This window comes from Collinsella sp. CLA-ER-H5 (assembly GCF_040092375.1).
In the GTDB taxonomy this organism is placed as follows: domain Bacteria; phylum Actinomycetota; class Coriobacteriia; order Coriobacteriales; family Coriobacteriaceae; genus Collinsella.
Window position 1 is genome coordinate 1 of sequence record NZ_JBBNLR010000004.1, and the last position, 26036, is coordinate 26036.

Consider the following 26036-nt stretch of genomic DNA (forward strand, 5'->3'; position numbering starts at 1 on the left):
CTCCACGCGCATGCTTTCGCCCACGCTTTACCCGGCACCTGGCTGGAATTATCCCGATGTCGATCGACTCACCACGTTTTTCGACGAGCTGGAGGACCACCTGGACTACAAGCGCTGGTACTACGGGCATTTTCATCGTGACGCCAACCCAGCCGAGTGCCACACCGTGCTCTACGACTGTATTGTCCGCCTGGGCGACGAACTCCAGCCCTGGGATGTCGCGTAGGGGCGGGGTGGCTGGCTACTCGACCGTTACAGTGATGTTTTCCCGATGCGTGCGGATAACATCCCAGCTAAAGTGCTCGACCAGCTGCTCGGCAGAGCGCGGTGTGGCGTCCGGCGCGATGCCTGTTTGCCCGGCGAGCCAGCCCAGTAGTGCCTCGGGCGCGCCAAAGCGGGTGCGGAGCTCGCCCAGGTCCAGGTCGCGGTCGCGCTTGGAAAGGCGGCGGCCATCCGGCGACATGAGCAGCGGAATGTGCGCGTAGTGCGGCGTGGGAAGTTCCAGCAAATGCTGCAGGTAGATTTGGCGCGGCGTGGAGCCCAGCAGATCGCATCCGCGCACGACCTCGGTGACGCCCATGGCAGCGTCGTCGACCACCACGGCTAGCTGGTAGGCAAAAACGCCGTCGCTGCGGCGCACCAAAAAGTCGCCGCATTCGGTGGCGAGTGCTTCGCATTGGGCTCCATACGTGCGGTCCACGAATTCGATCACATCGTTTGCGAGGTCGTCGACGGCGGGTACGCGCAGGCGCGTGGCCGGAGCGCGCAGGGCGCTGCGGCGGGCAACCTCCTCGGCAGAAAGGTCTCGGCAGGCGGCGCGGTAGATGGGCGTGCCGTCGCTCGCGTGCGGCGCGCTCGCGGCGTGGAGTTCGGCACGCGTGCAAAAACAGGGATAGGTGAGGCCGGCGTCTTGCAGCTGACGCAGGGCGTCCTCGTACAGATCCAGGCGATCGTGCTGGTAGTAGGGGCCTTCGTCCCACTCCAGTCCCAGCCAGGCCAGGTCGTCAATCAATTGAGTGGCAAGTTCCGGGCGCTTGCAGCGATCGTCCAGGTCCTCGATGCGCAGCACGATGCTGCCGCCTTGGCTGCGGGCCGAAAGCCACGAGCACAGGCAGCTGAACACGTTGCCCAAGTGCATGCGGCCCGAGGGCGACGGGGCAAAGCGGCCCACGACGGGGGTGGGCGCTGCCGTTGCTGGTGCGTCCGCGGCGTGTGTTGCTATGTTGCGTGCGTTGATATCCATGCGGACGAGTATAGCGCGGGGCTTGGCAGGGAAGGCGTTGCTGCGCTCACAAGTTGGCGGCGGTACGCATTGCGCACGGTGGGTTTGCGGCTCAAGGTCTCGATCGCTGCGTACCGACTTAGCCTCACAAACGACAGAAACCCCGGCAGCTCTTCGCAACTGCCGGGGTTTCCGCGGAAAAGGGGGACATGATCCTCGAGCGAACGGCAAAGGGGCAAACCGTTTTCGCTCAACTGCTTTATGCCCCTCGGCTGGCGGCTCAATCAGCGCGTGCCGCGCCCACACAAAGCCGCTACACCTGTGACGGAGCTGTGAAGTGGTATCTATTGCCGGGGCGGGCTATGCCAAGGGTGTCCCTAATGACTAGTCATTTAAGAACGTCCCCAATGACTAGCTGCCGGGGTGCTGGTGTGACTTTCATCCCGTTTGGCGCTCCGGTCGCCTAGATGTTCGCCATGCGTACCCGCAAACGTGGGACAATGGCGCTGTTGGTTTTACAGACAAAGGATGTGCCTATGAACACCCTCGCCGCCAAAGTCAGCCGGCAGCGCCACCTGTTTGCGCGATTCGCTTCCGTCTGCGTGCTCGTCACGCTTGCGTTGTTGCTGCTGCCTGTCGCCGCGCACGCCGACGGCTACTCCATGACCCAGACCTATATCAGTGCCACGGTCGAGGCCGATGGATCGCTGACCGTTGTCGAGGGACGCCAGTTTGATTTCGACGACGACATCAACGGCGTGTTTTGGGAGATCAATACGGGCTCCAACCAGCAGGGCGGCACGGCGGGCGTCGACGTGCTGAGTGTCGAGGAAGAGGACACCGCGTTTAACAAAGTCGATAGCGCGAACAAGGGCGACTCTGGCGTCTACACGGTCGAGCAGACCGGTGACGGCGTAAGGATTAAGGTGTTCAGCCCCCACGAGAGCGGCGACAGCGCGATCTATTACGTGAGCTACACCATGACCGGTGCGGTCATGAACTGGGCCGATACCGCCGAGCTCTACTGGAAGTTTGTGGGCGACGGCTGGTCCGCGGACTCCGATGACGTTGAGATGGAAGTGTACTTCGCAAATGCCGCTGCCGGGACGGCGGCCGTCAAGGGCGATAACTTCCGCGCATGGGGCCACGGCCCGCTGACGGGCGATGTATCGCTCGATGCGGACGAACCCATGGTCACCTATATCATTCCCTGCGTGCATCAGGGCGAATTCGCCGAGGCACGCATCGCCTTCCCTAGCGACTGGGTGCCGCAGCTTGCCGCTTCGGGCGAAGAGCGCATGTCAACGATCCTGAGCGAAGAGAAGGAATGGGCCGACGAAGCTAACGCCCGCCGCGCTCACGCTCGCATGATTGCCAATGCACTTGCCGTGCTAAGTGTTGTTGCGGCGGTGGCCTTTACCGGCACAATCGTTATGCTCAAGCTGCGCAAGCGCAAGCCCAAGCCGCTTTTCCAGGACGAATATTTCCGCGATGTGCCTTCGGCCGACCATCCCGCCGTGCTTTCGGCCCTCATGAGCTGGAACGAGGTGCCCGATCAGGCATATATCGCCACGCTCATGAAGCTCACTGACGACCGTGTGATCAAGCTGGAGCAGGCGACCGTGACCAAGGCCAAGAAGGGTCTGTTGGGGCGTGAAAAAGAAGAGCAGACGTATCGCGTGACGGTGAGTGATGCGGGCTGGAAGTCGGCCAAGGGCATTGACCACATGGTGCTCAAGGTCTTCTTTGCCGGTGCTAAGCCTGACGAGAACGGCGATCGCTCGCGCACGTTCGACGAGCTGCAGCACTACGTCAAGCAGCACGCTACACCCGTGGGCGACAAGCTCGAGGACTATCAGAACACCGTTAAGGGCAAGCTGGCCGATAGCGAGTACGTTGCCTCGGACGGCATTGTTGCAATGGTGTTTTGCCTGGTTCTTGGTATCCTGATTGCCTTTGTTCCCGTGGGATCCATCTTCTTTACCGATGGCGCGCAGGCGAACATTACCGCCGCGGTTATCTCGGTGCCGATTGTGCTGGTGGGTATCGGCGTGGGCCTTACGTTCCGCCGCTTTACGCCGGAGGGCGCCGAGGTGGCGGCTCGCTGCAAGGCACTTAAGCATTGGCTCGAGGACTTCACGCGTCTAAAGGAAGCCGTCCCCGGCGATCTGGTGCTGTGGAACAAGCTGCTGGTGATGGGCGTGGCGCTGGGTGTTTCCAAGGAAGTGCTGCGTCAGCTTGCCGAGGCCGTGCCGCCCGAGGTGCGCGAGGCCGACGGCTTCTATGACAATTATCCCTGCTACTGGTGGTACTACCATCATTACGGCAACGAGTCTCCGCTCGATTCGTTCGATGACGTGTATCACGAGAGCATCCGTGAGCTGGCTTCGAGTTCCGATAGCTCGAGCGGCGGCAGCGGCGGCGGCTTTTCCGGTGGCGGCGGTGGCGGCGTCGGCGGAGGCGGCGGCGGAACGTTCTAACGGTCGTAAATTATGGGATGGGCTTTTCTCGACAGCCGTCGGGGGAAGCCCATCCCTTTTTATGCGCTACCTACGAAGACTGTCCCCAACGACTAGTCACTGGGGACGTTCCTAAATGACTAGGTATGGCTGCTGGGCCTAGGCTGTTAGGTCGAGTTCGTAGAGGAAGCTTTCGCGCGGCATGTCGTGACGGCGCTCTTCGCGGTTGGCGCGGTGCGTGGCCGTGCGCTTAAAGCCATGCAGCTCGTAGAACTTCCACGAGCAGTTGGAGTCGGTGTACAGGTGCGCCCTCGTCGCCCCGCGCGAGGATAGGTACGAGACTGCGGCGTCGAGCAACACCGAGCCAACGCCCAGGCCATGGACGTCGCGATCTACGGCAAGCAGCGTGACCTCGTTGTCGTGTGGCAACGGGCTGCTTTCGAGCAGGCGGTTGTTGGTTCGGATGGTTGCGCGCACAAACGAGAGATACTCGGCGCAGGCATCGGGCTCCAGCTCGCGCATTTGCGATAGCAGTGCGCGTTCGGTATCCAGCCAATGTTCCTTAACGGTGGCGCCGGAGCTCTGTCCCGCACGCGCGAGCGCAATGCCGCGCGCCTGACCGTCGATTACGGCAACTTGCGAAAACGTCGAAGACGAAAGGCAGTAGGCAAGGTCGCACGCGGCCTCGAGGCGGTTGTACTCATCGTTATCCGAATTGTCATGCCAAAGCTGCTGTAGAATCAGCGCGATGGCGTCGAAGTCTTCGGTATCAAACGGTCGGTAGAGAACCCGCGAGACCATGGTGCCTCTTTCTTTTGCGGATGCATATCGAGCACAGTTCTACCACGCTATTGGCATCTAATTATGGTGCCCCTGTGTTCCATGAACTCACCGTGCCCGGTGCCGTGCCCATCCCCTCCGCTCGCAAACTTTTTCTGCATATGCGCCCGTTGCGGGGTGCATCGATGCGCTCGATGCGCTACATTGAATCAGTATTTTCAATGCCGCTGCGCGAGCGCTGCAGATCGACGTATCACCGGCTCACAGAGCACGGCGGCGTACCAGACAGGAGGACTGCATGGGATCTGATGTGAAGATCGCACGCGCGTTGATCTCGGTTACCGATAAGACGGGCGTCGTCGATTTCGCACGGACGCTGGTCGATGACTTTGGCGTCGAGATCATCTCTACGGGCGGCACGGCTCGTGCCATCGAGGACGCGGGCGTCCCCGTAACCCCCATCGAGGAGTTCACGGGCTATCCCGAGATGATGGACGGCCGCGTTAAGACCCTGCACCCCAAGGTTCACGGCGCGCTGCTGGCCCGCCGCGATTCCGAGCAGCACATGCAGGAGGCGGCACAGCACGGCATTAAGCTGATCGACCTGGTCGTCGTCAACCTGTACGAGTTCGAGAAGACCGTCGCCAACCCCGAGGTCACCTTCGCGGATGCCATCGAGCACATCGACATCGGCGGTCCCTCCATGCTGCGCTCTGCCGCCAAGAACGCCGCGAGCGTTACCGTCATCTCCGACCCGGCCGACTATGATGCCGTCCTGGCTGAGATGCGCGAGACCGGTGGCTGCACCACGCTTTCCACCCGTCGTCGCCTGCAGGTGAAGGTCTACCAGACCACCGCCGCCTACGACACGGCTATCTCCCGTTGGCTTGCCGCCCAGGCAAGCGACGTGGCGGACACCTCTGCCAAGCTCGAGATCTCGCTGGAGAAGGTCGACGACCTGCGCTATGGCGAGAACCCGCAGCAAAAGGCCACGGTCTATCGCTTTGCCGAGGGCTGCGAGAATACCGCGAGCTCGCAGTTCCCGCTCGTGGGCTCCGAGCAGATCCAGGGCAAGCCGCTCAGCTACAACAACTATCTGGATGCCGACGCCGCTTGGAACCTGGTCCGCGAGTTCGACGAGCCGGCCTGCGTGATCCTCAAGCATCAGAACCCCTGCGGCTCCGCCGTGGCCGAGGACATCACGGCCGCCTACGACCGCGCCTTCGCCTGCGATCCCAAGAGCGCCTTCGGCGGCATCATCGCCTGCAACCGCGAGGTTCCCTATGAGCTGGTTGAGCACTTTGCCGATCAGAACAAGCAGTTCGTCGAGGTTATCATTGCTCCGAGCTACACTGCCGAGGCGCTCGAGCGCATGGCCAAGCGCCCCAACCTGCGTGTGCTGGCTACCGGCGGCGTGGACCACGGTGCCCAGGTGGAGCTGCGCTCCGTCGACGGCGGCATGCTGGTGCAGGAAGTCGACCACGTGACCGAGGACCCCGCGACCTTCACGTTCCCCACCGACCGCAAGCCCACCGACGCCGAGATGGCCGAGCTCGAGTTTGCCTGGAAGGTCTGCAAGGGCGTCAAGTCCAACGCCATCCTGGTCTCCAAGGGTAAGGCCGGCATTGGCATGGGCCCGGGTCAGCCCAACCGCGTTGACTCTGCGCTGCTTGCCTGCGAGCGCGCCGAGGACTTCTGCGAGCGCGAGGGCGTGGAGAAGGGCGGCTTTGCCTGTGCAAGCGATGCGTTCTTCCCGTTCCGCGACAACGTCGACGTGCTTGCCGCGCACGGCGTGACCTGCATCATTCAGCCCGGCGGCTCCAAGCGCGACGACGAGAGCGTCCAGGCCTGCAACGAGCATGGCATTGCGATGGTCTTCACGGGGGCCAGGCATTTTAGGCACTAATATCGTTACGCGGTTTTACCAAACCGCGTAACTGCTCGACGCTGCGCCGGCCCCAAGCACCTCATCTCGCCGCTCAAACCGTCGCTCGCGTACAGAAGTACGCGTCGCTCCTCTTTCGCAGCGACCTGAGGCACTTGGGTCCGGCTCGCTGGCTTATGCTCCACCAGCGGTATTGGCTCGCCCCGAACTAAAGCTATCTATTGCCGTCCGTGCCGGTTGGTGCGGGCGGCTTTTTTGGGTATAACGGTGCGGTGTATGTTTTTGAGAAAGGTTGGATATGGCCGTTGTGGATGATGCCGAGCTGTTTGGCAATGCCGAGGATCAGCGTGCGTACGAGGACTTTTGCGCCAATCAGGAGGCGGTCGAGAAGTTTACGCTCGACAAGCCCGCGCTTGTCTGCCGTTGGCGCATGTCCAACAAAAAGGTGCCCATGCTCAACCGCCACATCCGCGCGCTGTCCGAGCGCCTGGTGCGGGGCGAGCCGCTTACCCATAACATGCTCAGCTGGGCCAAACAGCACGTTGAGTGGTCGCTTGCCGAGGGCGATTACACCGCACGCGACGGCGTGCTCATGCTGGTGATCGACATCAACGGCAACGCCGCCATGACGGTGGGGGAGTACGAGCCGCTCGCCGATACGTCGGCCAAGGTACTGCGTGCCCGCTCCGCCGAGGCCCGCTCCGAGGCCGACGAGACCGGCGTGGCGCCCGAGCTGCTCGCCGCCGTCAACAACGGCGAGCTTGCCTTTGTGGCGCCGGCGGACGAGTGCCTGTGCGGCACGGCGACGCTCATCGAACAGCTGGCCCAGACCAAGGGCATCCCGGTCACGCGCGTAGATATTCCCGCTCAGCTTAAGGGCGCGCTGTTCCTAGTGAGCGACGAACACGGCGTGGTCCCTGCCGCCGAGACGGACGCCGCCGAGGCCGACGCCGCCACGGTCGCCTTCTTCGCCGAAGGCTACGAAAAGCTCCGCGCCCGCCGCTCCTAACCTCAAGGTGGGGTGGGCTTACTGAAGCGAGCGAGCGCGTTCGATGGCGTAGGCGAGCGACAGCTGCTCCATCTCCGGGGCGCATTTGTAGCTCAGTCCGGTGAGAGCCGTCACCTTATCGAGGCGATATCGAATCGTGTTCGGGTGCTGGCCAGTCTGCTTGGCGGTTTGCTCGATACGTCGGTCGTTCTCGATGAATGCGGCGAGTGTGGATTCCAGTTCGCTGCCATGCTCACTGTCGTGCTCGCGTATCGGCGAGAGAATCGCCTCCGAGAACGATCGCATCTCCGGGGTTTCCGCAAAAGGCATCACGGTTCTCAGGATGCCGAGCTGCGTATAGCGGACGGGACTCTCGGCTCGTTGACAAGATAGGCGCTGTGCGTAAATCGCCTGCGAGATCGCCTGCGCCACAGCCTCGTCTCCAAACAGAATATCGCTGATGCCGAGCCCTTCCGCTCCGCCGTCGATACCGCTAGTCTCGATGAGCTCCGTGAGCGCCTGCACGATTCGCTCCACATCGAGCGTCTGCTCCGAGTCACTTGTCGCTACGAATAACAAACCTCCGTCATAGGGTGCCAGCATGTTGTGGCATCCGGCGAGGGTCGATTTTGCACAGAGACGTTCGATTTGCAAAAACGTACGCGGGTCGAGGGGCTCTGCAAACGATGCGAACAGGGCGACCGCTTCGTCCAGAAATGACGGGTTGAGGCCTCGGATGCGTCGGCAGATGGACTCAGGCGATACATCTGTCCTTAGGGCATCGATCTCGCGCTGCGCGAAGTCGATGGACGCGAGCTGCTCGATATGCCGTTTGACCTCATAGATGACGCCGTCAAAGAACAGTGAGTCGTCGGTCGTGAGAAAGACCGGGTAGTGCCGCGCGTTGGCGTAGCGGATGGCTTGGTCGGGAATCGGGATGTGCAGGACGTTTTTGATGATAAGACCGCTCGTTCCCTTGGCGACGAGGTATTTCACGGCTTCAGTGATGAGGTACGGGTCGTCCTTCGCATAGAGAAAGGTGCTGAGGACGATCTCGTCTGAGCTGAAGTTGACGCGCTGGTACTTGTTCTTGAGGCCGGGCATGAGTTCATAATCGAGGATCCCGACGCCGGAGACGGCACGCGAGACGCCATCGCTGCCGGCGATTAGACGAACCGACCCCTCATATTCCCGTGAGAAGTCCGAGATGGTGTATAGCATCAACATCACCTTGTAAATCACTACAATTAGTACAGGTATAAATAGGATAATCGCACATCCGTATGCCGTTGATGCAAGAAATAATTCAAATACCTGCTGATAGAACGAAAAATCAGATTGAGAATCGTTGTAGATTCCAACAAGAAATGATCCTTGGCGGCATCATTGCTAAACCGTACAGTGAAGCAACGTAAAGCTTTCGCTGAAAGGAGCGATGATGGGGCAGATGGTGGTGCTTTCGGCCGAGGAAGTTTTCAAGGTGCTGACGATCGAGGATGCAATCGCTGCCGTGGAGGATGCATATCGCCAGAAGGCAACGGGCAAGGGTGTTGCGTGGCCGATGGTATATGAGCAGTTCGAACCCGGCGTGGCCGATATGGATATCCGCTCGGGCGAGTTGGCGGGAAGCGGTCTCTTCGGCCTCAAACTCACTGCTTTGTTCTCTCAGAATCCCAAAAAGGGGCTGCCCGAGATCTTTGGCACCACGCTGCTGTGCGACAACGCGACGGGCGAGCCACTGGCGCTGCTTAATGCCTCCGCCGTCACTGGGCTTCGCACCGGTGCCGCCGCTGCGCTCGGTGCCAAGTGGCTGGCTCGGGAGGATGCGTCCAAACTGCTTGTTGCGGGTGCCGGCCATATGAGCACCTATATGGTGGCGGGCGTGCTCGCCGCCTGTCCCAAAGTGAGCGAGGTCAAGGTGTGGGAGCCGGTTTCCGATGCCGCGCCCGAGGCCCGCGTCGAGCGCATGCGTGACGAGGTCGCCCATATCTTGGGCGCCTGCGAGCATGCTCGCGAGGCATCCACCTATTCCATCGAGGCGACGGCCGACGGCCAAGGTGCCGCGGCAGAGGCCGACATCATCGTGACAATCACGCCGGCGACCAAGCCCATCATCCCCGATGCATGGGTGCGCCCCGGTACGCATATCTCCTGCGTCGGTGCCGACATGCCCGGCAAGCAGGAGCTCGCCTCGGCGCTTGTCGCCCGCGCCGCTGTTTACGTCGACGACCGCGAGCAATCGGTCGCGTCCGGTGAGCTGGAGATTCCGGTTGCCGAGGGTGCCATCGCGCCCGAGAACATCAAAGCGGAGCTCGGCGAAGTCATCGCCGGCACGGCCACGGGGCGTTCGGATGGCGAGCAGGTGACGGTGTTCGATACGTCGGGCATTGCCGTTCAGGACCTTTCGGCATCGAAAATTGCCTACGGCCGCGCCGTCGAGGCGGGGCTGGGCACCGTGGTGGAACTGTAAGAAAGCCAAGGAAAGGAAACGACAATGCAGATTAAGGATTTCGCCGTCGAGCAGTGGATGAACGAGTGGGAGACCAAGTGCACCCACAACGTTGCGGAGACGTGCGTCTACTCCCTCACGCTCGACCAGCTGTTCGAGCTTACGAACACCGACAAGAAGGCGTGGCTCGACAGCCTGTGCTCGCGCCGATTCACCTACGGAGACATCGAGGGGCAGCCCGGCTTCCTCGAGGGGGTCGCGCGTCTCTATAAGACGGTCGAGCCCGGGCATATCGTGCCCACGCACGGCGCGACCGGTGCCAACTCCCTGGTTATTTCCACGCTCGTCGAACCGGGCGATCATGTAGTCTCCGTCAAGCCCACCTACCAGCAGCTTTACTCGATTCCCGAGATGTGCGGTGCGAAGGTCGATATCCTTCAGCTCGATCGCAAGAACGGCTACCACGTCGACGTCGACGCGCTCGATGCCCTGGTGACCGACGATACCAAGCTCATCTGCATCAATAACCCGGACAACCCCACGGGCGCCCTGCTCGACATCGATACGCTCAAGGCGATTGTCGAGGTTGCGCGCAAACACGACGCGTGGGTGCTCTGCGACGAGGTCTACCGTCTGCTTACTCAGACGGATGAGTACTGCGAGTCCGTGATCGACCTGTACGACAAGGCCGTCGTCACCGCATCCATGTCCAAGGTCTGGTCGTTCGCCGGCCTGCGTCTGGGCTGGGCGGTCACCAAGAGCCCGGAACTTCGTCGCGCGCTGCTCTCGCATCGCGACTACAACCTGATTTCCGCCGGCATATTCAGCGAGACGGTGGCGGAGCTGATTCTGGGCAACGCTTCCGTGATCCTTGAGCGCAGCCGTCGCATCGTCCGTCAGAACCTTGCTGTTCTGGAGAAGTGGGTCGAGAGCGAGCCGCACCTGTCGTTTGTCAAGCCCGAGGCGGGTACCACCGCGCTCGTGTATTACGATTACGACATCGACTCCAGGACGTTCTGCATCGACATGATTAAGAAGTCCGGCGCGCTCGTCACCCCGGGCGATTGCTTCGAGGAGCCCAAGAGCATGCGCATCGGCTATGCATATTCCGATAACACCGACGACCTGCAGAAGGGTCTGGATGCCATCTCTGCGTACATGCGTACGCTCGAGTAGAGGCTCGAGGGCGAAGTGATGGGGTCGATCGGTTTAGGACCGAGGCCCCCTATTTTTTCTCAAGGCTACCGAACACTTTTGTCATATTAGGTGCCCACGGGGTCGCATCGCTGCGACGCCGTGGGCATAATGGTGTGGAAGGTGCAAGTTACGCGAAATGGGAGGACACATGGCGCTGATTTATGTCGTTGAGGACGACGAGCCCATTCGTCGTGAGCTTGTCGACATCCTTGCCCGCGCCGGGTTTGAAATCGAGGCCTGCGAATCGTTTGAGCATGTCTCGCGCGATATTCTCGCCGCCGCGCCCGACTTGGTGCTGCTCGACCTCACGCTCCCTGTCAAAGACGGCCAGCACATCTGCCATGAGGTCCGTCGCGAATCCGAGGTCCCCATCATCGTCCTCACGTCGCGCACGACCGAGATCGACGAGGTCATGGCCATGACGCTCGGCGCGGACGACTTTGTTCCCAAGCCCTATAGCGCCCGTGTGCTCGTGGCGCGCATCAATGCCTTGCTGCGTCGCACCGCGGCGGCGGGCGAGCGCAGCACGCTCGTCCACAAGGGACTGGAGATTGACCTCGCACGCTCCATGGTCACCAACACGCAAACGGGCACCAGCACCGAGCTCACCAAAAACGAGCTGCGTATCCTCTCGCTGCTTCTGAGCCGCGCGGGCAAGATCGTTTCGCGCTCGGCCATCATGCAGGACCTGTGGGACTCCGACGCCTTTGTGGACGACAATACGCTCACCGTCAACATCAACCGCCTGCGTACCACGCTCGAAAAAATCGGCATCAAGGGGTATTTGACCACGCATCGCGGCCAGGGCTATTCGGTCTAGGGGCCGGCTATGTCGTTTGGCAAGTTCTTTAAAGATGCGCTGCTTCCCGTCGCCGTGTGGACGTGCGGCGTGCTGCTGAGCTGCTTTGTGCTGACGGTCGCCGGCGCACCCGTTTCCATCGTGGTCGTGGCGGTTGGCGTGTCCTTCATCTTTGGCATGCTCGGCATCGTGATCGAGTACGCGCGCCGTCGTCGATTTTTGCACCAGCTGGAGCGCGCGGCCGAGGAGCTGGAAAGCCCCGCATGGGTGCAGGAGATGGTGCAGTGCCCGACTTATGCCGAGGGCGAGCTCGAGTACGAGGTCTTGCGCCGGGTGGGCAAAGCCGCTTGTGACGAGGTTGCCGAAGGCAGGCGCCAGACCGATGACTATCGCGACTATATCGAGAGCTGGGTCCACGAGGCCAAGCTGCCTCTGGCGGCAGCCCATCTGATTTTGGAAAACCTGGACGGCAGCGAAGATGATCTGTCGCGCGTAGATGACCTCGGTCGCGAGCTTGCCCGCGTGGAGCGCTATATCGATCAAGCGCTGTACTACGCGCGCTCGGAAGTCGTGGAACGCGACTACCTGATTCGCCGCTGGGACCTTAAGACCTTGGTGACGGGCGCGATTAAAGCCAACGCGCGCGAGCTCATTGCGGCGCATGTGGCCCCGGTGTGCGAGAACCTCGACTTCGAGGTCTTTACCGACGAGAAGTGGCTCGAGTTTATTCTGGGCCAGCTCATTCAGAACAGCATTAAATATGCGTGCGAGGACGGCGCGAAGATCGTGTTTTCGGGCGCGTTGCTGGACGAGGGCCTGGCAAGCGAGCGCATCGAGCTTACCGTTGCGGACAACGGCTGCGGCGTGAGCGCGGCCGACCTGCCGCGTGTGTTCGAGAAGGGTTTTACCGGCGACAACGGCCGCACCACCAAGCGTGCAACGGGCATCGGCCTCTACCTGGTGGCGCGCCTGTGCTCCAAGATGGGCATCGACGTCACCGCGGCATCGGAGCCGGGCGAAGGCTTCGTCGTAACATTCGCTTTTTCAACGAACAAGTTCCAATACTTTGAGTAACGCACACGGCAGACGCCCGCCCAAACAAAAACGTGCCGCCTCAAACAAAACGTGCCGCCCCAAATGGGGCGGCACGCCATTTTTCTATCAGACAACTCGCTGAAGTAAGGCCGCGGGGCCGGGAGGGGTTTCCTAAGGGCACATCCCGCAGCCGCAACGCGGCGAGGACGTGCCCGTGGAAACCCCGCAGGCCCCGCGGCCGGTGGGAGCAACGCTACTTCACGACCAAGATGTCGCAGTCCGTATTGCGCAGCAGGAACGTCGAAATCGAACCCAGCAGCGCATACTTGATCGAGGACAGGCCGCGGGCGCCGCAGAGCACCAGGTCGGGCTTAACCACGTCGAGCATCTCGTCCTTAAGCGTCTCGCGAATGCGGCCGGCGCGAATCATGACCTCGACCTCGGGGATGTCGGGATTGGCCTTAGCCTCTTCGAGCTGCTTGGCGATGGAGTTCTTAAACGCCTCCTCTAGGCCGTTGACCAGATCGACCGGATAGGAACCGGCGCTCTCGAGTGCCGTGGAATCGATAACGTGGCCGATGATTAGCTTGGCGCCGTTGTTCGCGGCGACCTTGATGGCGCGTGCGAGCACAAAATCCTGCTGCTCAGTACCGTCGAGTGAAACAAATACCTTGGTGTAGCCCTCGTTCATGGTTTCCTCCTTGGTCTATCGCACGGGCGCGGGGCTCGTGCGTCGGGCGGGCGCGGGCGCGTTGGCCGCCGGACACTTTATCTTGTTGCAGTTATACCCAAGGATTTCGGTTTGACCGCTCGCAATTCTGTGAACGGACGAGTTTTTTGGTAAGGGTAGGCGCAGGCGCGCCCGAACGGTTGATAATGGGACATCGCCCGCACCGTCCGCAGAACAATATCGGCGGGTGTCTAACGAGGGGGTCCCTTTGGATATCATCGAGCTTCTAAAATCTGCCTTCATGGGCCTGGTCGAGGGCATCACCGAATGGCTGCCTGTTTCGTCGACCGGTCACATGATCTTGGTGGACGAGTTCGTCAAGATGAACGTGAGCGAGACGTTCTGGAATATGTTCCTGGTTGTGATTCAGCTCGGCGCCATTCTGGCCGTCTGTGTGCTGTTCTTCCATGAGCTCAACCCGTTCTCGCCCAGCAAGGGTAAGGAGGGCCGTCGCGACACCTGGGTGCTGTGGGGCAAGATTGTGCTCGGCTGCATTCCCGCCGCGGCGATCGGCCTGCCGCTCAACGACTGGATGGAGGAGCATTTCTACAATGCTCCCGTCGTGGCGCTGGCGCTCATTGTGTACGGCGTGCTGTTTATCGTGATCGAGAACTGGCGCGCGAACAAGCGCGAGGAAATGGCCGTTGCCGGTTCGTTTGGTTCGCGTGCTGTGGTGTCGGGTGGACGTCCCGCCGGTGCGCACTTTGCGGCGCCCGCCGCGGCTACCGCTGAGGATGAGGGCGATGACGAGGATCTGGACTTTGGTTCCATCACCACGCTCGAGGACCTGAGTTGGAAGACCGCACTGGGCATCGGATGCTTCCAGGTGCTCTCGCTGATTCCGGGCACGTCGCGCTCCGGTTCCACCATCATCGGCGGCCTGCTTTTGGGCTGCACGCGTTCGGTGGCGTCCAAGTTTACGTTCTTCCTGGCCATCCCTGTCATGTTTGGCGCGAGTGCGCTCAAGCTGGTCAAGTATTTCATCAAGGGCGGTACGTTCGGTGCCAACGAGGTCGCCATCCTGGGCGTGGGCTGCGTTGTGGCCTTTGTGGTTTCGCTCATCGCCATCAAGTGGCTTATGGGCTTCGTCCGCCGTCACGACTTCAAGTGCTTCGGCGTCTACCGCATCATTCTGGGCATCGTGGTGCTTGCGTACTTCTTCGTCTTGGAGCCTATGCTCGGCCTGTAACTTGGTTGACGCTGCGCGGCGGCCAGAACGACAACTTGTCATTCAAAGAGGGTGGCATGACCAAAAGGTCTATGCCGCCCTCTTTTCATGCCAATTTGTTCGTTCTGGCCGCCGCTCGCTGCCGTTGCCGTGACATCGGTGGCTCCATTGCACCAAATCCGCTGGGGCGGGCCTGACGGTGGCGCACGGAGTCGTGGTGTGATTTGCGTCGGTGTCCGCGCGGCTCGGTATACTGGTACGGCTCAAACTATGGCGCCGCCCGCAGGCGCGCCGTCCGTCAGATGAGGAGTCGCCCATGACCCAGCCCCTGCCCTGGGAAAAGAACGCCACGGTACCCGTTCCGCCCGCGCCGGAACCCGTGCCGTTCGATGCATACACCGCCCCCGCTGCGCCGGAGCCCGAGCTCGTTCCGCTCGACATCTACGACGCTCCCGTGCCGTCGCCCAAGCCCGCCAAGCCGCTCGTCGACATCGACAGCCTTAATCCCGCCCAGCGCGAGGCCGTCCTGACCACCGAGGGCCCGTTGCTGGTGCTCGCCGGCGCCGGCTCGGGCAAGACCCGCGTCTTGACCTTCCGCATCGCACATATGCTCGGCGATCTGGGCGTTAAGCCTTGGCAGGTTCTTGCCATCACGTTTACCAACAAGGCCGCGGCAGAGATGCGCGAGCGTCTGGCAGCGCTCATCCCCAGCGGCACCCGCGGTATGTGGGTGTGCACCTTCCATGCCATGTGTGTGCGCATGCTGCGCGAGGACGCCGACCTGCTGGGCTACACCGGCCAGTTCACCATCTACGATGACGATGACTCAAAGCGCATGGTGCGTGACATTATGCAGGCGCTCGGCATCGAGCAAAAGCAGTTCCCCATCAACATGATCCGCAGCAAGATCAGCTCGGCCAAAAACGCCATGATCGGCCCCGAGGACATGCTCAAGAGCGCCGATAGCCCCAACGACAAAAAGGCCGCGCAGGTCTACCTAGAGCTGGAGCGCCGCCTGCGCGCCGCCAATGCGATGGACTTCGACGACCTGCTCGTGCGCGCGCTCGAGCTGCTGCGCACCCGTCCCGAGGTGCTCGATAAGTACCAAGAGCGCTTCCGCTACATTAGCGTCGACGAGTATCAGGACACCAACCACGTCCAGTACGAGATCGCCAACCTGCTGGCCGCCAAGTACCAAAACCTCATGGTCGTAGGCGACGATGACCAGTCCATTTATAGCTGGCGTGGCGCCGACATCACCAACATCTTGGACTTTGAGAAGGACTTTAAAAACTGCAAGACCGTCAAGCTGGAGCAGAACTATCGTTCCACGGGTCACATCCTGAGCGCCGCCAACGCCGTGGTGCGCCACAACTCGCAGCGCAAGGACAAGCGCCTGTTTACGGCCGAGGGCGATGGCGAGAAGATCCAGGCCTTCCAGGCGAGCGATGAGCGCGACGAGGGCCGCTGGATTGCCGGTGAGATCGAGAAGCTGCACTCCAAGGGCACGAGCTACGACGACATCGCCGTGTTCTACCGTACCAACGCCCAGTCGCGTATTCTCGAAGATATGTTCCTGCGCGCGGGCGTGCCCTACAAGATTGTGGGCGGCACGCGATTCTTCGACCGTGCCGAGATCCGCGACGTCATGGCCTACCTCAAGATGATCGTGAACCCGGCCGACGAGATGAGCGTCAAGCGCGTCATCAACACACCTCGCCGTGGTATCGGCTCCACCTCGATCCAAAAGATCGAGCAGCTGGCGCGCGACAACCGCTGCTCGTTCTTCCAGGCCTGCGAGATCGCGTGCGCCGAGACCGGTATGTTTAGCGCCAAGGTGCGCAATGGCCTGTCGAGCTTTGTGTCGCTGGTGCGCGAGGGTCGCCGCATGGACGGCGAGCTCAAGGACGTTGTCGAGATGATTGTCGATAAGACGGGCCTACTGCAGGCTTTCCGCGCCGAGGGCACCATGGAGTCCGAGAGCCGCGCCGAGAACATCCAGGAATTCCTGGGCGTCGCCGCCGAATTTGAGGAGACGCACGAGGATATCGAAGGTACGCTCGAGAGCTTGGAAGAGCTGCGCGCTGCCGGTGTTGCCGATGTGCCTGCTAGCGCCGAGCCCGAGCCTGTCGTGGTGAGCGCGCCTGCGCCCGAACCGGGGCCATCTGCCCCGGTATCCTCGTTTGAGGCGCTCGTTGGCGCGCGTGACGCCGCGGGCTCCAATCCGCTCGATAGCTTGGCCGCTCCGGCGCTGTCTCCGCAGGATGCCCTGGCCGCCGCCATCGCGGGCAACGCGTATGCCGCGCCGACGGAGATGCCGGCGGGTGCCGTGCATGCCGACGAGATCGAGCGCACCTACGGTCCGCTCACCTGTAAGGCGCTGCCGGCGCTCATGGAGTGGCTGGCCCTGCGCTCCGACTTGGATTCCCTGGCCGGCGAGACGCATGCCATTACCATGATGACCATCCACTCCGCCAAGGGCCTGGAGTTCCCGGCGGTGTTCGTGGCCGGCATGGAGGAGGGTATCTTCCCGCACGTGCACGACTTTGGCGGTAGTGACGATCCGGGCAAGCTCGAGGAGGAGCGTCGCTTGGCCTACGTCGCCATCACGCGTGCTCGCAAGCGCCTGTTCCTGACCTATGCGGCCACGCGTCGCACCTACGGCTCGACCTCTGCCAACCCGCGCTCGCGCTTCCTCAACGAGATTCCGTTTGAGGATATCGAGTTTAGCGGCATCGGTTCTGCCGGTTTTGAGGGCACGGGCTGGGAGAAACGCGGCGACCGACACGGCACCTTTGGATCGGGTATGGGCTCGGACATGTATGGCGGCAAGGTGTTTGGTTCGCATACGCGCTCGACCGGCGGTTCTGGTTCACGTGGTGGATCGAGCTTTGACGATTTCTTTGGCGGCAGCAGCTACGGGACCGAGCGCCATCGTGGGGTTTCGCCCGATGCCGGCCGTGTTGCCTCGACCTTTGGTTCGGGTGCGCCGCGAGCCAAAAAGCCGTCGTCCAAGGTGTCCCCGACGGTGGAGCGCAAGGTCGATCGTGCCAGCGCATCGCAGGACTTTGCCGCGGGCGATACCGTGAGCCACAAGACTTTTGGCACGGGTACCGTGCTCTCGGTCGTCGGAGACATGATCGAGGTCCAATTCGAAAAGACCGGCCAGACCAAAAAGCTTATGAAGGGCTTTGCTCCGATCGTCAAGCTGTCGTGATCCCGGCGGACCTGGGCGGGCGTATGGGGCAACATCGCCTGCTCGGGCAGTCCTGCTCGCACGGAGAGCACATTAAGTGCTCTCCGGCTCGTGCGGAACTCGCGATCGATGTTGCCCCATACGCCCGCCCAGGTCCTTAGATAACGTTGCTTGCGAACGTCGCTCTGCTCGTCCGCTTTTTTGATCTGGAGAGCCGGGTGGGCTGATATATATGGATAAGGGGCTCCTCCGTTGGTGGACGGGGGAGCCCCTTGTTGCGTTTTGGTTGTTGCTGCGACCTAGAGGTGGCTGATGATCAGTTCCATCTTGCCTTCGAGGTCGATGGAGCTGACGGTGTTCGGGGCCAGCAGGTGGCTTCCCTTGTGGACGGGGTCGCCGCAGACGGTGCCTTCGCCGTCGATGACCGACAGGCACATGAAGGGCCAGCGCTGGTCGAGGATCTTGCTGCCGTCGACACGCACGCGATCGACGGTGTAGCAGGGGTTAGACTCGAGCTCGGTCACGCCGTCCACCTCGGGCGCGGTCACGGTACCATCGACCGGGGCCTGGACGTCAAAGTCGATGCAGTCGAGGCTCTGCTTAATGTGCAGCGGGCGCAGTTTGCCGTCGGTGCCCGGGCGATCATAGTCGTACAGACGATACGTCACGTCGCTCGACTGCTGCGTTTCCAAAATGAGCGTGCCGGCCTTGATGGCGTGAACGGTACCGGAATCAATCTGGAAAAAGTCGCCCTTGTGGATCGGTAGTACGTTGAGCATGTCGTCCCAGCGGCCGTCCTTGATCATCTGTGCGGCCTCAGTGCGGTCTTTAGCACGCTGGCCGACGATGATCGTGGCGCCGGGCTCGCAATCCAGCACGTACCAGCACTCGGTTTTACCCAGGCTGCCGTTCTCGTGCTCGGCGGCGTACTCGTCGTTGGGATGAATCTGGATCGAAAGGTCGTCCTTGGCGTCCAGAATCTTGATGAGCAGCGGGAACTCCTTGCCCTCGCAGTTGCCAAAGAGCTCGCGGTGCTCGGCCCACAGCCACGACAGCGTGTGGCCGGCGTACGGTCCCTCCGCAATCTGGCAGTCACCGTTGGGATGGGCCGAGATGGCCCAGCACTCACCGATGGGACCTTCGGGAATGTCGTAACCAAATACGGTTTCGAGCTGGCGGCCACCCCAGATCTTCTCGTGGAAGATCGGCGTCAGTTTAATCAAATCGGACATATTCATACCCCCATTATGTTGCGCGGGCGTTGCACAAAACAGCTCAAAACGAGCGCCCGCGTGACTACAAAAACCTATGCCAACGTTACGTTGTGCAACTCAAAGCGGTCGCCAACGTTGCGCGAGATCGAATACTCAAAGGCGGCGCCGCTGTCCAAAAAGCCAATTTGGGTGAGCTCGAGCAGGGGAGAGCCAAGTTTGGTGTCCAGACGCTCGGCTTCTTCCTCGGTTGCTGCCACGGCGCGAATGGTACGGTGGAAGCTCGAAATCTTCAGCCCACATTGCTCGCGGATGAAGCGGTAGACCGATCCGTACAGGTCCTTCTTTTTCAGCCCCGGAATCAGCTCGAGGGGCATGTAGGTGTACTCGATAACGATGGGCTTCTCATCGGCCTGGCGCACGCGCACAACGTGATAGGCAAAGTCATCCTCGGCAATTCCCAGCTGGGCTGCGATGTCCGCCGGTGGATTAACGATCGAGAAATCGTAGACCACCGAGGTCACCTTCTCCCCGCGGTGCTCATACGAAAAACCCTGGGCACGGTCGTTTTTGCCCTGGAAAAACGCCTGGCCGGGAAGCCCCGCCGTGTCCTTAACGTAGGTACCCGATCCACGCCGGCTGGTAATAAGACCTTCTTCGGTGATTTGTTCAATAGCTCGTTTGACGGTGATTTTGGAAACGTTATAGAGCTTGCAGAACTCAACGACGGTAGGAAGCTTGTCGCCCGGTTTAAGAGCGCCATCCTCGATAGTGCGACGAATATCTGCAGCTATCGCCTCGTATTTGGGAATCATGGAACCTCCTTTCCAACTTGGTTGAGTATAAAAGAAAGTATAGTTAACACCTAAGCATCCCTATTATATATTTAAAAAGTTCGAGAAAGATATAATTAAAAGTCGCTTTGCATATAAATTAGAGCGCTCTAAATAGATAAACATCTGAGTAATGTCGTGTTAAGCGGCCATTCGCGTTTTCCCAGATAAAACCTGCCAAAACAAACCTGTCCCTTTTTGGTAGGTTTTTGCCTTGGGAGCGGTACCATACAGGCAATGTTTAAACGAGAAAGGCGGGCTCCCATGGAACCTAAGCAGTACTACATCGGCATCGACGTCGGCGGCACTTCGGTTAAGGAGGGCCTGTTCGACGAGGACGGCAACCTGCTTGCCAAGGCCAGCGTGCCCACGCCTCCTATCGTTGACGCTGCGGGCTTTGCCGCGGTGACCGAGGCTATCGACCAGGTGGTCGCCAAGGCACAGATTCCGCGTGCCTTTGTGGCGGGCATTGGCCTGGCCGTTCCGTGTCCCATCCCGGCGTCGGGCGATGCCAAGGTCAAGGCCAACATTGCCATTAACCTGCCCGAGCTGAGGGTCGCCATTCAGGAGCACTGCCCCGATGCGGTCGTTAAGTATGAGAACGATGCCAACGCCGCTGCCATGGGCGAGGCCTGGCTCGGTTCTGCCAAGGGCGTGCAGAACGTAGTTATGGTCACCATCGGTACCGGCGTGGGCGGCGGCGTTATCGTTAACGGCGATGTGGTATCGGGCGTTGTGGGTGCTGGCGGCGAGATCGGCCACATGTGCCTGAACCCGGCTGAGGAGCGCACCTGCGGCTGCGGCGGCCATGGCCACCTGGAGCAGTATTCCAGCGCCACCGGCGTGGTGAGCAACTACCTTGCCGAGTGCAAGAAGGCGGGCGTCGACCCCATCGAGCTCACCGGCCCCTCCGATTCCAAGGACGTGTTCCAGGCCTGCCGCGAGGGCGACAAGCTTGCGCTGGCCGCGGCCGATACCATGGCCGACTATCTCGGTCGCGCACTGGCGCTTATTGCCAACGTGGTTGATCCCGAGATGTTCCTCATCGGCGGCGGCGCCTCTGCCTCGGCCGATGTCTACCTCGACAAGGTTCGCGAGCACTTTAAGCAGTACGCGCTTTCCGCCTCGCGCGAGACGCCCATTAAGGTCGCTTCGCTCGGAAACGACGCCGGCATCATCGGTGCCGCCTACGTAGCCCTGCGCGCCGCCGGCAAATAGCTGGTGCAAGGAGGCCAAGGCTGCGCCCCAAAATATGCCGTGGCCCTTCCGTCTGCGAAGGCTCGGCATCGGCGTGCTACCATAGCTACGTCCAAGTACACATATCAAGTGGAGGATATCCATGGCAAACGTTCTTGTCTTTGGTCACCAGAACCCCGATAACGACGCCATCATGAGCGCACTCGTCCTGTCCCAGTTGCTCAACCAGGTTGAGTATGCCGGCAACACCTACGAGGCCTGCGCCCTTGGTCAGCTTCCGGCCGAGTCCGCCAAGCTGCTCGCCGACGCTGGCATTGCCGAGCCCCGCGTGATTGATTCCGTCGAGGCCGGTCAGCTCGTCGTCCTCACCGACCACAACGAGTCCGCCCAGTCCGTCGCCGGCCTTAAGGACGCCACGGTCTTTGGCGTCATCGACCATCACCGCATCGGCGACTTCGAGACCGCCGGTCCGCTGCACTACATCTGCCTGCCCTGGGGCTCCAGCTGCACCATCGTCACCAAGCTTGCCGGCGTGCTCGGCGTTGAGCTTTCCGACGTCCAGGCCAAGCTGCTGCTCTCGGCCATGATGACCGACACGCTCATGCTCAAGAGCCCCACCACCACCGATGTCGACCGCGCCGTCGCCGCCAAGCTCGGCGAGCAGGTGGGCGTCGATCCGGTCAAGTTTGGCATGGAGGTCTTCCTCACCCGTCCGTCCGGCTCCTTCACTGCAGCCGAGATGGTCGGCAACGACATCAAGATGTTCGAGCCCGCCGGCAAGAAGCTGCTCATCGGCCAGTACGAGACCGTCGACAAGAGCCGTGCGCTTGGCATGATTGACGAGATCCGCGAGGCCATGCGCGCCTACGCCGCCGAGAAGGGTGCCGACGGCATTGTCCTGTGCATTACCGACATCATGGAGGAGGGCTCGCAGGTCCTGCTCGAGGGCGAGACCGAGGCTGCTCAGAAGGGTCTGGGCATTGCCGACGAGCACGACGGCGTCTGGATGCCGGGCGTCCTCTCCCGTAAGAAGCAGGTCGCTGCCCCCATCATGGCCGCCTGCTAGGTTTAGTTGACCAAACGCCACGACCGGATCGCGGACGCCCCGCGCTCCGGTCGTTTTTTGTGCGCGGTGCCGCGTTGTCTCTTGGACAGGCGTGCCCGTGCCGTTGAGCAAATAATGTTCAACCTGTGGTTCCGCTTTTCGGTCACGCCTGCGTGCTTGTCGTGCAGGGTAGGCTAGATGCAAGCGTAATACGTTAGAGCGCGGCGCCGCCACTTGGGCGGGCCGTGCTTTTTTAAGACGGGAGCTTTCCCGTGAAAGGAGCCGCCCATGGCAGCAACTGAGCAGCTGTTCAACGTTCGTGAGCGCAAGCGTTTTGAGCGCCACGACATCTGGGAGCGCATCGCCGAGAACGGCACGATTTCCGCCGCCGTCATGGTCTTCGCCGCCATCGCCGCCGTCATTTGCGCCAATACCGATGCCTACGAGGCCATCCATCACTTTTTGGAGACCCCGCTGTATGTGGGTCTGGGCAACCTTACGGCCGGTCTCACCGTTGAGCTTTTCGTCAACGACTTCCTCATGGCGATTTTCTTTTTGCTGGTGGGCATTGAGCTCAAGTATGAAATGACGGTCGGCGAGCTCAAAAACCCGCGCCAGGCTATGCTTCCCATGCTGGCGGCCGTGGGCGGCGTCGTCGTTCCCGCCTGCATCTATCTGATCTTTAACCATGCCGGCGCGCACAACGGCTGGGCCATTCCCATGGCAACCGATATTGCCTTTGCGCTGGGCGTGCTGTCGCTTTTGGGCAATCGCGTGCCCAACGGCGTGCGTGTGTTCTTCTCGACGCTCGCCATCGCCGACGACCTCATCTCCATCGCCGCCATCGCCATCTTCTACGGTCAGAGCCCCAATCCGTTTTGGTTGGGCGCCGCCGCGCTTGTGACCTGCGCGCTCGTGTGGCTCAACAGGACGCAGCATTACCGCCTTGCCCCGTACTCGGTGCTGGGCCTGCTGCTGTGGTTCTGCATGTTCAAGAGCGGCGTGCACGCTACGCTTGCCGGCGTCATCCTGGCCTTCACCATCCCGGCCAAGTGCGGCGTCAAGCTCGATAGCCTCACCGATTGGTTGGGGGAGTGCCTGCCGCTGCTCGATGACCGCTACGATGACGAGGCGCACATCCTGGGTCAGCATGACTTTACCGTCTCGACCACCAAGGTCGAGCGCGTCATGCACCGCGTGACCCCGCCGCTCATCCGCATGGAGCGTCTGATCTCCACGCCGGTCAACTTTGTGATTCTGCCGATCTTTGCGTTCGTGAACGCGCAGGTTCGCCTAGTGGGCGTGGACATGAGCACGCTGCTCACCGACCCGGTGACGCTCGGCGTGTACTTTGGCATGCTGCTGGGCAAGCCGATCGGAATCTTTGGCATGACGTTTGCCCTGGTTAAGCTCAAGATTTCCGAGCTGCCGCGCAATGTCAACTGGCACATGATTGCCGGTGTGGGCATTCTGGGCGGCATCGGCTTTACGATGTCGATTCTCATCAGCGGTCTTGCTTTCCCGACGGCCCAGTTTGAGGTTCTGGCTGCCAAGGCCGCCATCCTTGCCGGTTCGGTCACCGCGGCCGTGCTTGGCATGATCTACATGAGCGTGGTCTGCAAACACCCCGCGCCCAAGGACGAGTAAGAGCACATACAAGTTTGAAAACGCCGCCTGTGAACACCATCACAAGCGGCGTTTTAGTCATTGGGGACGTTCTTAAATGACTAGGCTTATTCCACGGTGCCGTAGATGGCGCCCCAGCCGTGGGCGGCCAAGGCGGAGTTGAGCTGGTCGCAAAGTGACTGGCGGTCGTAATAGCCGGGCGGTAGCAGGTTGACGATTTCCATGAGATCGGGCGCGAGGTCCAAGATCTCGGCCTGCACGATGAGATCCAGGCGGTCGATGGTGTGGCGGTCGTAAAACAGTCCGTCGACCAGGCGCTGCAGGTCGCCGAATTCCTCGGCCTGGAACGATCCGTACTCCATAGTGCCTCCTTGGGCGCTTCACGCCGGCATGCGCGGCGATTCGTAATTTATTGCGATGGACTTAATCTATCACGGCTTCATAACGTTGTGACGGTGGCGGTCTATACTTAGAAGAATTGCAACGTACCGCTTCGTGAAAGGTCGCACCCATGCAGACGATCTACCAGAAGATGGAAACCACCGAACTCGATGCCGCCATCGAGGCGCTCAAAGCCGAGGTCGCCGAGGTCAAGGCCAAGGGCCTGGCGCTCGACATGGCCCGCGGCAAGCCGTCGCCCTCCCAGGTGGACATCTCTCGACCCATGCTCGATATCCTCAATGCCGATGCCGACCTGCACGACGGCAACGTCGACTGTTCCAACTACGGCTGCTTTGAGGGCATTCCCTCGGCACGCAAGCTGGCGGGGGAGTTCCTGGGCTGCCCCGCCGAGCAGACGCTCGTGCTGGGTTCGTCGAGCCTGCTGATCGAGCACGACATCGCCGGTATGTTCTGGCGCTGCGGCTCGTGCGGCAGCGAGCCCTGGGATGCCTACGAGGCTGCCCACGACGGCAAGAAGGTCAAGTTCCTGTGCCCTGTTCCCGGCTACGACCGCCACTTTGGCATCACCGCCGATCTGGGTATCGAGAACGTCCCCGTCGCGATGACCGACAACGGCCCCGACATGGACGAGGTCGAGCGCCTCGTCGCCGCCGACGATTCCATCAAGGGCATCTGGTGCGTGCCCAAGTATTCCAACCCCACGGGCATCACCTTTAGCGAGGACACTGTGCGCCGCCTGGTTGAGATGCCCACGGCCGCACCCGATTTCCGCATCTTCTGGGACAACGCCTACTGCGTGCACGACCTGTACGACGAGACCGACGAGCTCGCAAACATCTTTGACCTCGCTCGCGCGGCGGGCACCGAGGACCGCGTGGTGGCATTTGCCTCGACGTCCAAGATCACCTTCCCGGGCGCCGGTATCGGCTTTATCGGTGCGAGCCCCGCGGTCATCGCCGAGTTCTCCAAGCGCCTGAAGGCCGGCCTCATCAGCGCCGACAAGCTCAACCAGCTACGTCACGTGCGTTTCCTTCCCACCATCGAGGCGGTCAAGGAGCACATGAAAAAGCATGCCGAGTTTCTGCGCCCGCGCTTTGAGGCCGTTGAGCGCAAGCTCACCGAGGGCCTGGGCGAGACGGGCTGCGCCACCTGGACGCACCCCCGCGGCGGCTACTTTGTAAGCTTCGATGGTCCCGAGGGTTCAGCCCAGAAGGTCGCCGCGCTCTGCGCCGACCTGGGCGTCAAGCTCACGCCGGCTGGTGCCACCTGGCCTTATGGCAAGGACCCGCGCGACACCAACATCCGCATCGCGCCGAGCTATCCCACGGTCGAGGACCTGGAGGCCGCGCTCGATGTGCTGGTGCTGGCCGTCAAGCTTGTCGCTGCCGAGCTTGCGCGTGCCGAGCGCGCCTAACGCGCGGCTTCCCGTACTATCCGCACTTTCGATACGTAAAGGAGCGTATACATGGATTTGGGTATTTCCACCAACCCCACGCCGGAGATCTACACCATTAAGGTAACCGGCGAGATCGATATCTCTAATGCCGACAGCCTGCGTAACGCTATCGACTTGGCGCTCGAGCAGCCCACCGAGGCCGTCGAGCTCGACTTTGCCCAGGTGAGCTATATCGACTCGACGGGCATTGGCGTGCTCGTGGGCGCTGCTCATCATGCAGTCGATCACGGCAAGCGTTTTGGCTGCGTCAACGTGCAGCCCCCGGTGATGCGCGTGGTTCAGCTGCTGGGCGTCGACCAGGAGATCTCAATCACGGCGGCATAAGCCCTGCCCCAAAAGGGCGTGCCGTTTGGCATAT

At 61.4% G+C, this 26036-nt stretch carries 21 protein-coding genes and 1 pseudogene; 15 read left to right on the top strand and 7 right to left on the bottom strand.

What is annotated here, in order from left to right; all coding sequences use genetic code 11:
* A pseudogene (locus AAAX31_RS02315) lies at positions 1–226 on the top strand (metallophosphatase); the annotation flags it as partial.
* Positions 227–241: 15 nt separating this feature from the next.
* On the opposite strand, the gene gluQRS reads toward AAAX31_RS02315, so the two are convergent.
* Complete coding sequence (gene gluQRS / locus AAAX31_RS02320; RefSeq protein WP_117847874.1) at positions 242–1243, bottom strand: tRNA glutamyl-Q(34) synthetase GluQRS; 1002 nt, start codon at positions 1241–1243, stop codon at positions 242–244.
* A 515-nt stretch (positions 1244–1758) separates the two neighbouring features.
* Here gluQRS and AAAX31_RS02325 point away from each other — a divergent pair.
* On the top strand, positions 1759–3702 hold the full coding sequence (locus AAAX31_RS02325) for a DUF2207 domain-containing protein (RefSeq protein ID WP_349076066.1): 1944 nt from the start codon (positions 1759–1761) through the stop codon (positions 3700–3702).
* Positions 3703–3840: 138 nt separating this feature from the next.
* On the opposite strand, the gene AAAX31_RS02330 is transcribed toward AAAX31_RS02325, so the two are convergent.
* Positions 3841–4482 carry a GNAT family N-acetyltransferase gene (locus AAAX31_RS02330; protein ID WP_117847875.1) on the bottom strand — a complete coding sequence of 214 codons (642 nt, stop codon included), beginning with the start codon at positions 4480–4482 and terminating at the stop codon, positions 3841–3843.
* A gap of 277 nt (positions 4483–4759) precedes the next feature.
* Here AAAX31_RS02330 and purH point away from each other — a divergent pair, with 277 nt between their 5' ends.
* Complete coding sequence (gene purH / locus AAAX31_RS02335; RefSeq protein WP_117847877.1) at positions 4760–6367, top strand: bifunctional phosphoribosylaminoimidazolecarboxamide formyltransferase/IMP cyclohydrolase; 1608 nt, start codon at positions 4760–4762, stop codon at positions 6365–6367.
* A 277-nt stretch (positions 6368–6644) separates the two neighbouring features.
* Entirely contained in the window at positions 6645–7355 is a 711-nt protein-coding gene (locus AAAX31_RS02340) for a hypothetical protein (protein ID WP_199412364.1), read from the top strand.
* Between the two features lie 18 nt (positions 7356–7373).
* Here the strand turns inward: AAAX31_RS02340 and AAAX31_RS02345 are convergent, their stop codons facing one another.
* On the bottom strand, positions 7374–8555 hold the full coding sequence (locus AAAX31_RS02345) for a PucR family transcriptional regulator (RefSeq protein ID WP_117847878.1): 1182 nt from the start codon (positions 8553–8555) through the stop codon (positions 7374–7376).
* A 214-nt stretch (positions 8556–8769) separates the two neighbouring features.
* Between AAAX31_RS02345 and AAAX31_RS02350 the strand changes: the two genes are divergently transcribed.
* From AAAX31_RS02350 to AAAX31_RS02365, 4 genes are all read left to right on the top strand, one after another.
* A complete protein-coding gene (locus AAAX31_RS02350) occupies positions 8770–9804 on the top strand; it encodes an ornithine cyclodeaminase family protein (RefSeq protein WP_349076069.1) in 1035 nt (344 codons plus the stop codon).
* 24 nt (positions 9805–9828) lie between these two features.
* Positions 9829–10959 (top strand): aminotransferase, encoded by a 1131-nt coding sequence (locus AAAX31_RS02355; RefSeq protein ID WP_117847881.1) that lies wholly within the window; start codon positions 9829–9831, stop codon positions 10957–10959.
* A gap of 169 nt (positions 10960–11128) precedes the next feature.
* A complete protein-coding gene (locus AAAX31_RS02360; RefSeq protein WP_117847883.1) occupies positions 11129–11800 on the top strand; it encodes a response regulator transcription factor in 672 nt (223 codons plus the stop codon).
* Positions 11801–11809: 9 nt separating this feature from the next.
* A complete protein-coding gene (locus tag AAAX31_RS02365) occupies positions 11810–12853 on the top strand; it encodes a sensor histidine kinase (protein ID WP_117847885.1) in 1044 nt (347 codons plus the stop codon).
* Between the two features lie 214 nt (positions 12854–13067).
* On the opposite strand, the gene AAAX31_RS02370 is transcribed toward AAAX31_RS02365, so the two are convergent.
* A complete protein-coding gene (locus AAAX31_RS02370; protein ID WP_006235921.1) occupies positions 13068–13505 on the bottom strand; it encodes a universal stress protein in 438 nt (145 codons plus the stop codon).
* A 247-nt stretch (positions 13506–13752) separates the two neighbouring features.
* Between AAAX31_RS02370 and AAAX31_RS02375 the strand changes: the two genes are divergently transcribed.
* Both AAAX31_RS02375 and AAAX31_RS02380 read left to right on the top strand, forming a co-directional pair.
* A complete protein-coding gene (locus tag AAAX31_RS02375) occupies positions 13753–14733 on the top strand; it encodes an undecaprenyl-diphosphate phosphatase (protein ID WP_117847886.1) in 981 nt (326 codons plus the stop codon).
* Positions 14734–15028: 295 nt separating this feature from the next.
* Positions 15029–17929: a UvrD-helicase domain-containing protein gene (locus AAAX31_RS02380; RefSeq protein ID WP_117847888.1), complete on the top strand. Its 2901-nt coding sequence runs from the start codon at positions 15029–15031 to the stop codon at positions 17927–17929.
* 278 nt (positions 17930–18207) lie between these two features.
* Here the strand turns inward: AAAX31_RS02380 and AAAX31_RS02385 are convergent, their stop codons facing one another.
* Together AAAX31_RS02385 and AAAX31_RS02390 are read right to left on the bottom strand one after the other, a co-directional pair.
* Complete coding sequence (locus AAAX31_RS02385; protein ID WP_117840134.1) at positions 18208–19146, bottom strand: type I phosphomannose isomerase catalytic subunit; 939 nt, start codon at positions 19144–19146, stop codon at positions 18208–18210.
* A 68-nt stretch (positions 19147–19214) separates the two neighbouring features.
* Positions 19215–19934, bottom strand: coding sequence for a GntR family transcriptional regulator (locus AAAX31_RS02390; RefSeq protein ID WP_117840133.1), 720 nt, complete (start codon positions 19932–19934; stop codon positions 19215–19217).
* A gap of 282 nt (positions 19935–20216) precedes the next feature.
* On the opposite strand from AAAX31_RS02390, the gene AAAX31_RS02395 reads away from it, so the two are divergent.
* The 3 genes from AAAX31_RS02395 (at position 20217) to nhaA (ending at position 23841) form a co-directional block, all read left to right on the top strand.
* Complete coding sequence (locus tag AAAX31_RS02395) at positions 20217–21170, top strand: ROK family protein (protein WP_231500764.1); 954 nt, start codon at positions 20217–20219, stop codon at positions 21168–21170.
* Positions 21171–21291: 121 nt separating this feature from the next.
* Positions 21292–22215: a manganese-dependent inorganic pyrophosphatase gene (locus tag AAAX31_RS02400; protein ID WP_117840131.1), complete on the top strand. Its 924-nt coding sequence runs from the start codon at positions 21292–21294 to the stop codon at positions 22213–22215.
* 267 nt (positions 22216–22482) lie between these two features.
* Positions 22483–23841: a Na+/H+ antiporter NhaA gene (gene nhaA, locus AAAX31_RS02405; protein ID WP_117847890.1), complete on the top strand. Its 1359-nt coding sequence runs from the start codon at positions 22483–22485 to the stop codon at positions 23839–23841.
* A gap of 86 nt (positions 23842–23927) precedes the next feature.
* Here nhaA and AAAX31_RS02410 read toward each other — a convergent pair whose 3' ends face one another.
* Positions 23928–24182: a hypothetical protein gene (locus AAAX31_RS02410; protein ID WP_117847892.1), complete on the bottom strand. Its 255-nt coding sequence runs from the start codon at positions 24180–24182 to the stop codon at positions 23928–23930.
* A gap of 149 nt (positions 24183–24331) precedes the next feature.
* Here AAAX31_RS02410 and AAAX31_RS02415 point away from each other — a divergent pair, with 149 nt between their 5' ends.
* Together AAAX31_RS02415 and AAAX31_RS02420 are read left to right on the top strand one after the other, a co-directional pair.
* On the top strand, positions 24332–25636 hold the full coding sequence (locus AAAX31_RS02415; protein ID WP_117847893.1) for an aminotransferase class I/II-fold pyridoxal phosphate-dependent enzyme: 1305 nt from the start codon (positions 24332–24334) through the stop codon (positions 25634–25636).
* Between the two features lie 51 nt (positions 25637–25687).
* The gene (locus tag AAAX31_RS02420; RefSeq protein WP_349076070.1) at positions 25688–26002 is read left to right on the top strand and encodes an STAS domain-containing protein; all 315 of its coding nucleotides are present in this window, start codon (positions 25688–25690) and stop codon (positions 26000–26002) included.
* Positions 26003–26036: the final 34 nt, after the last annotated feature.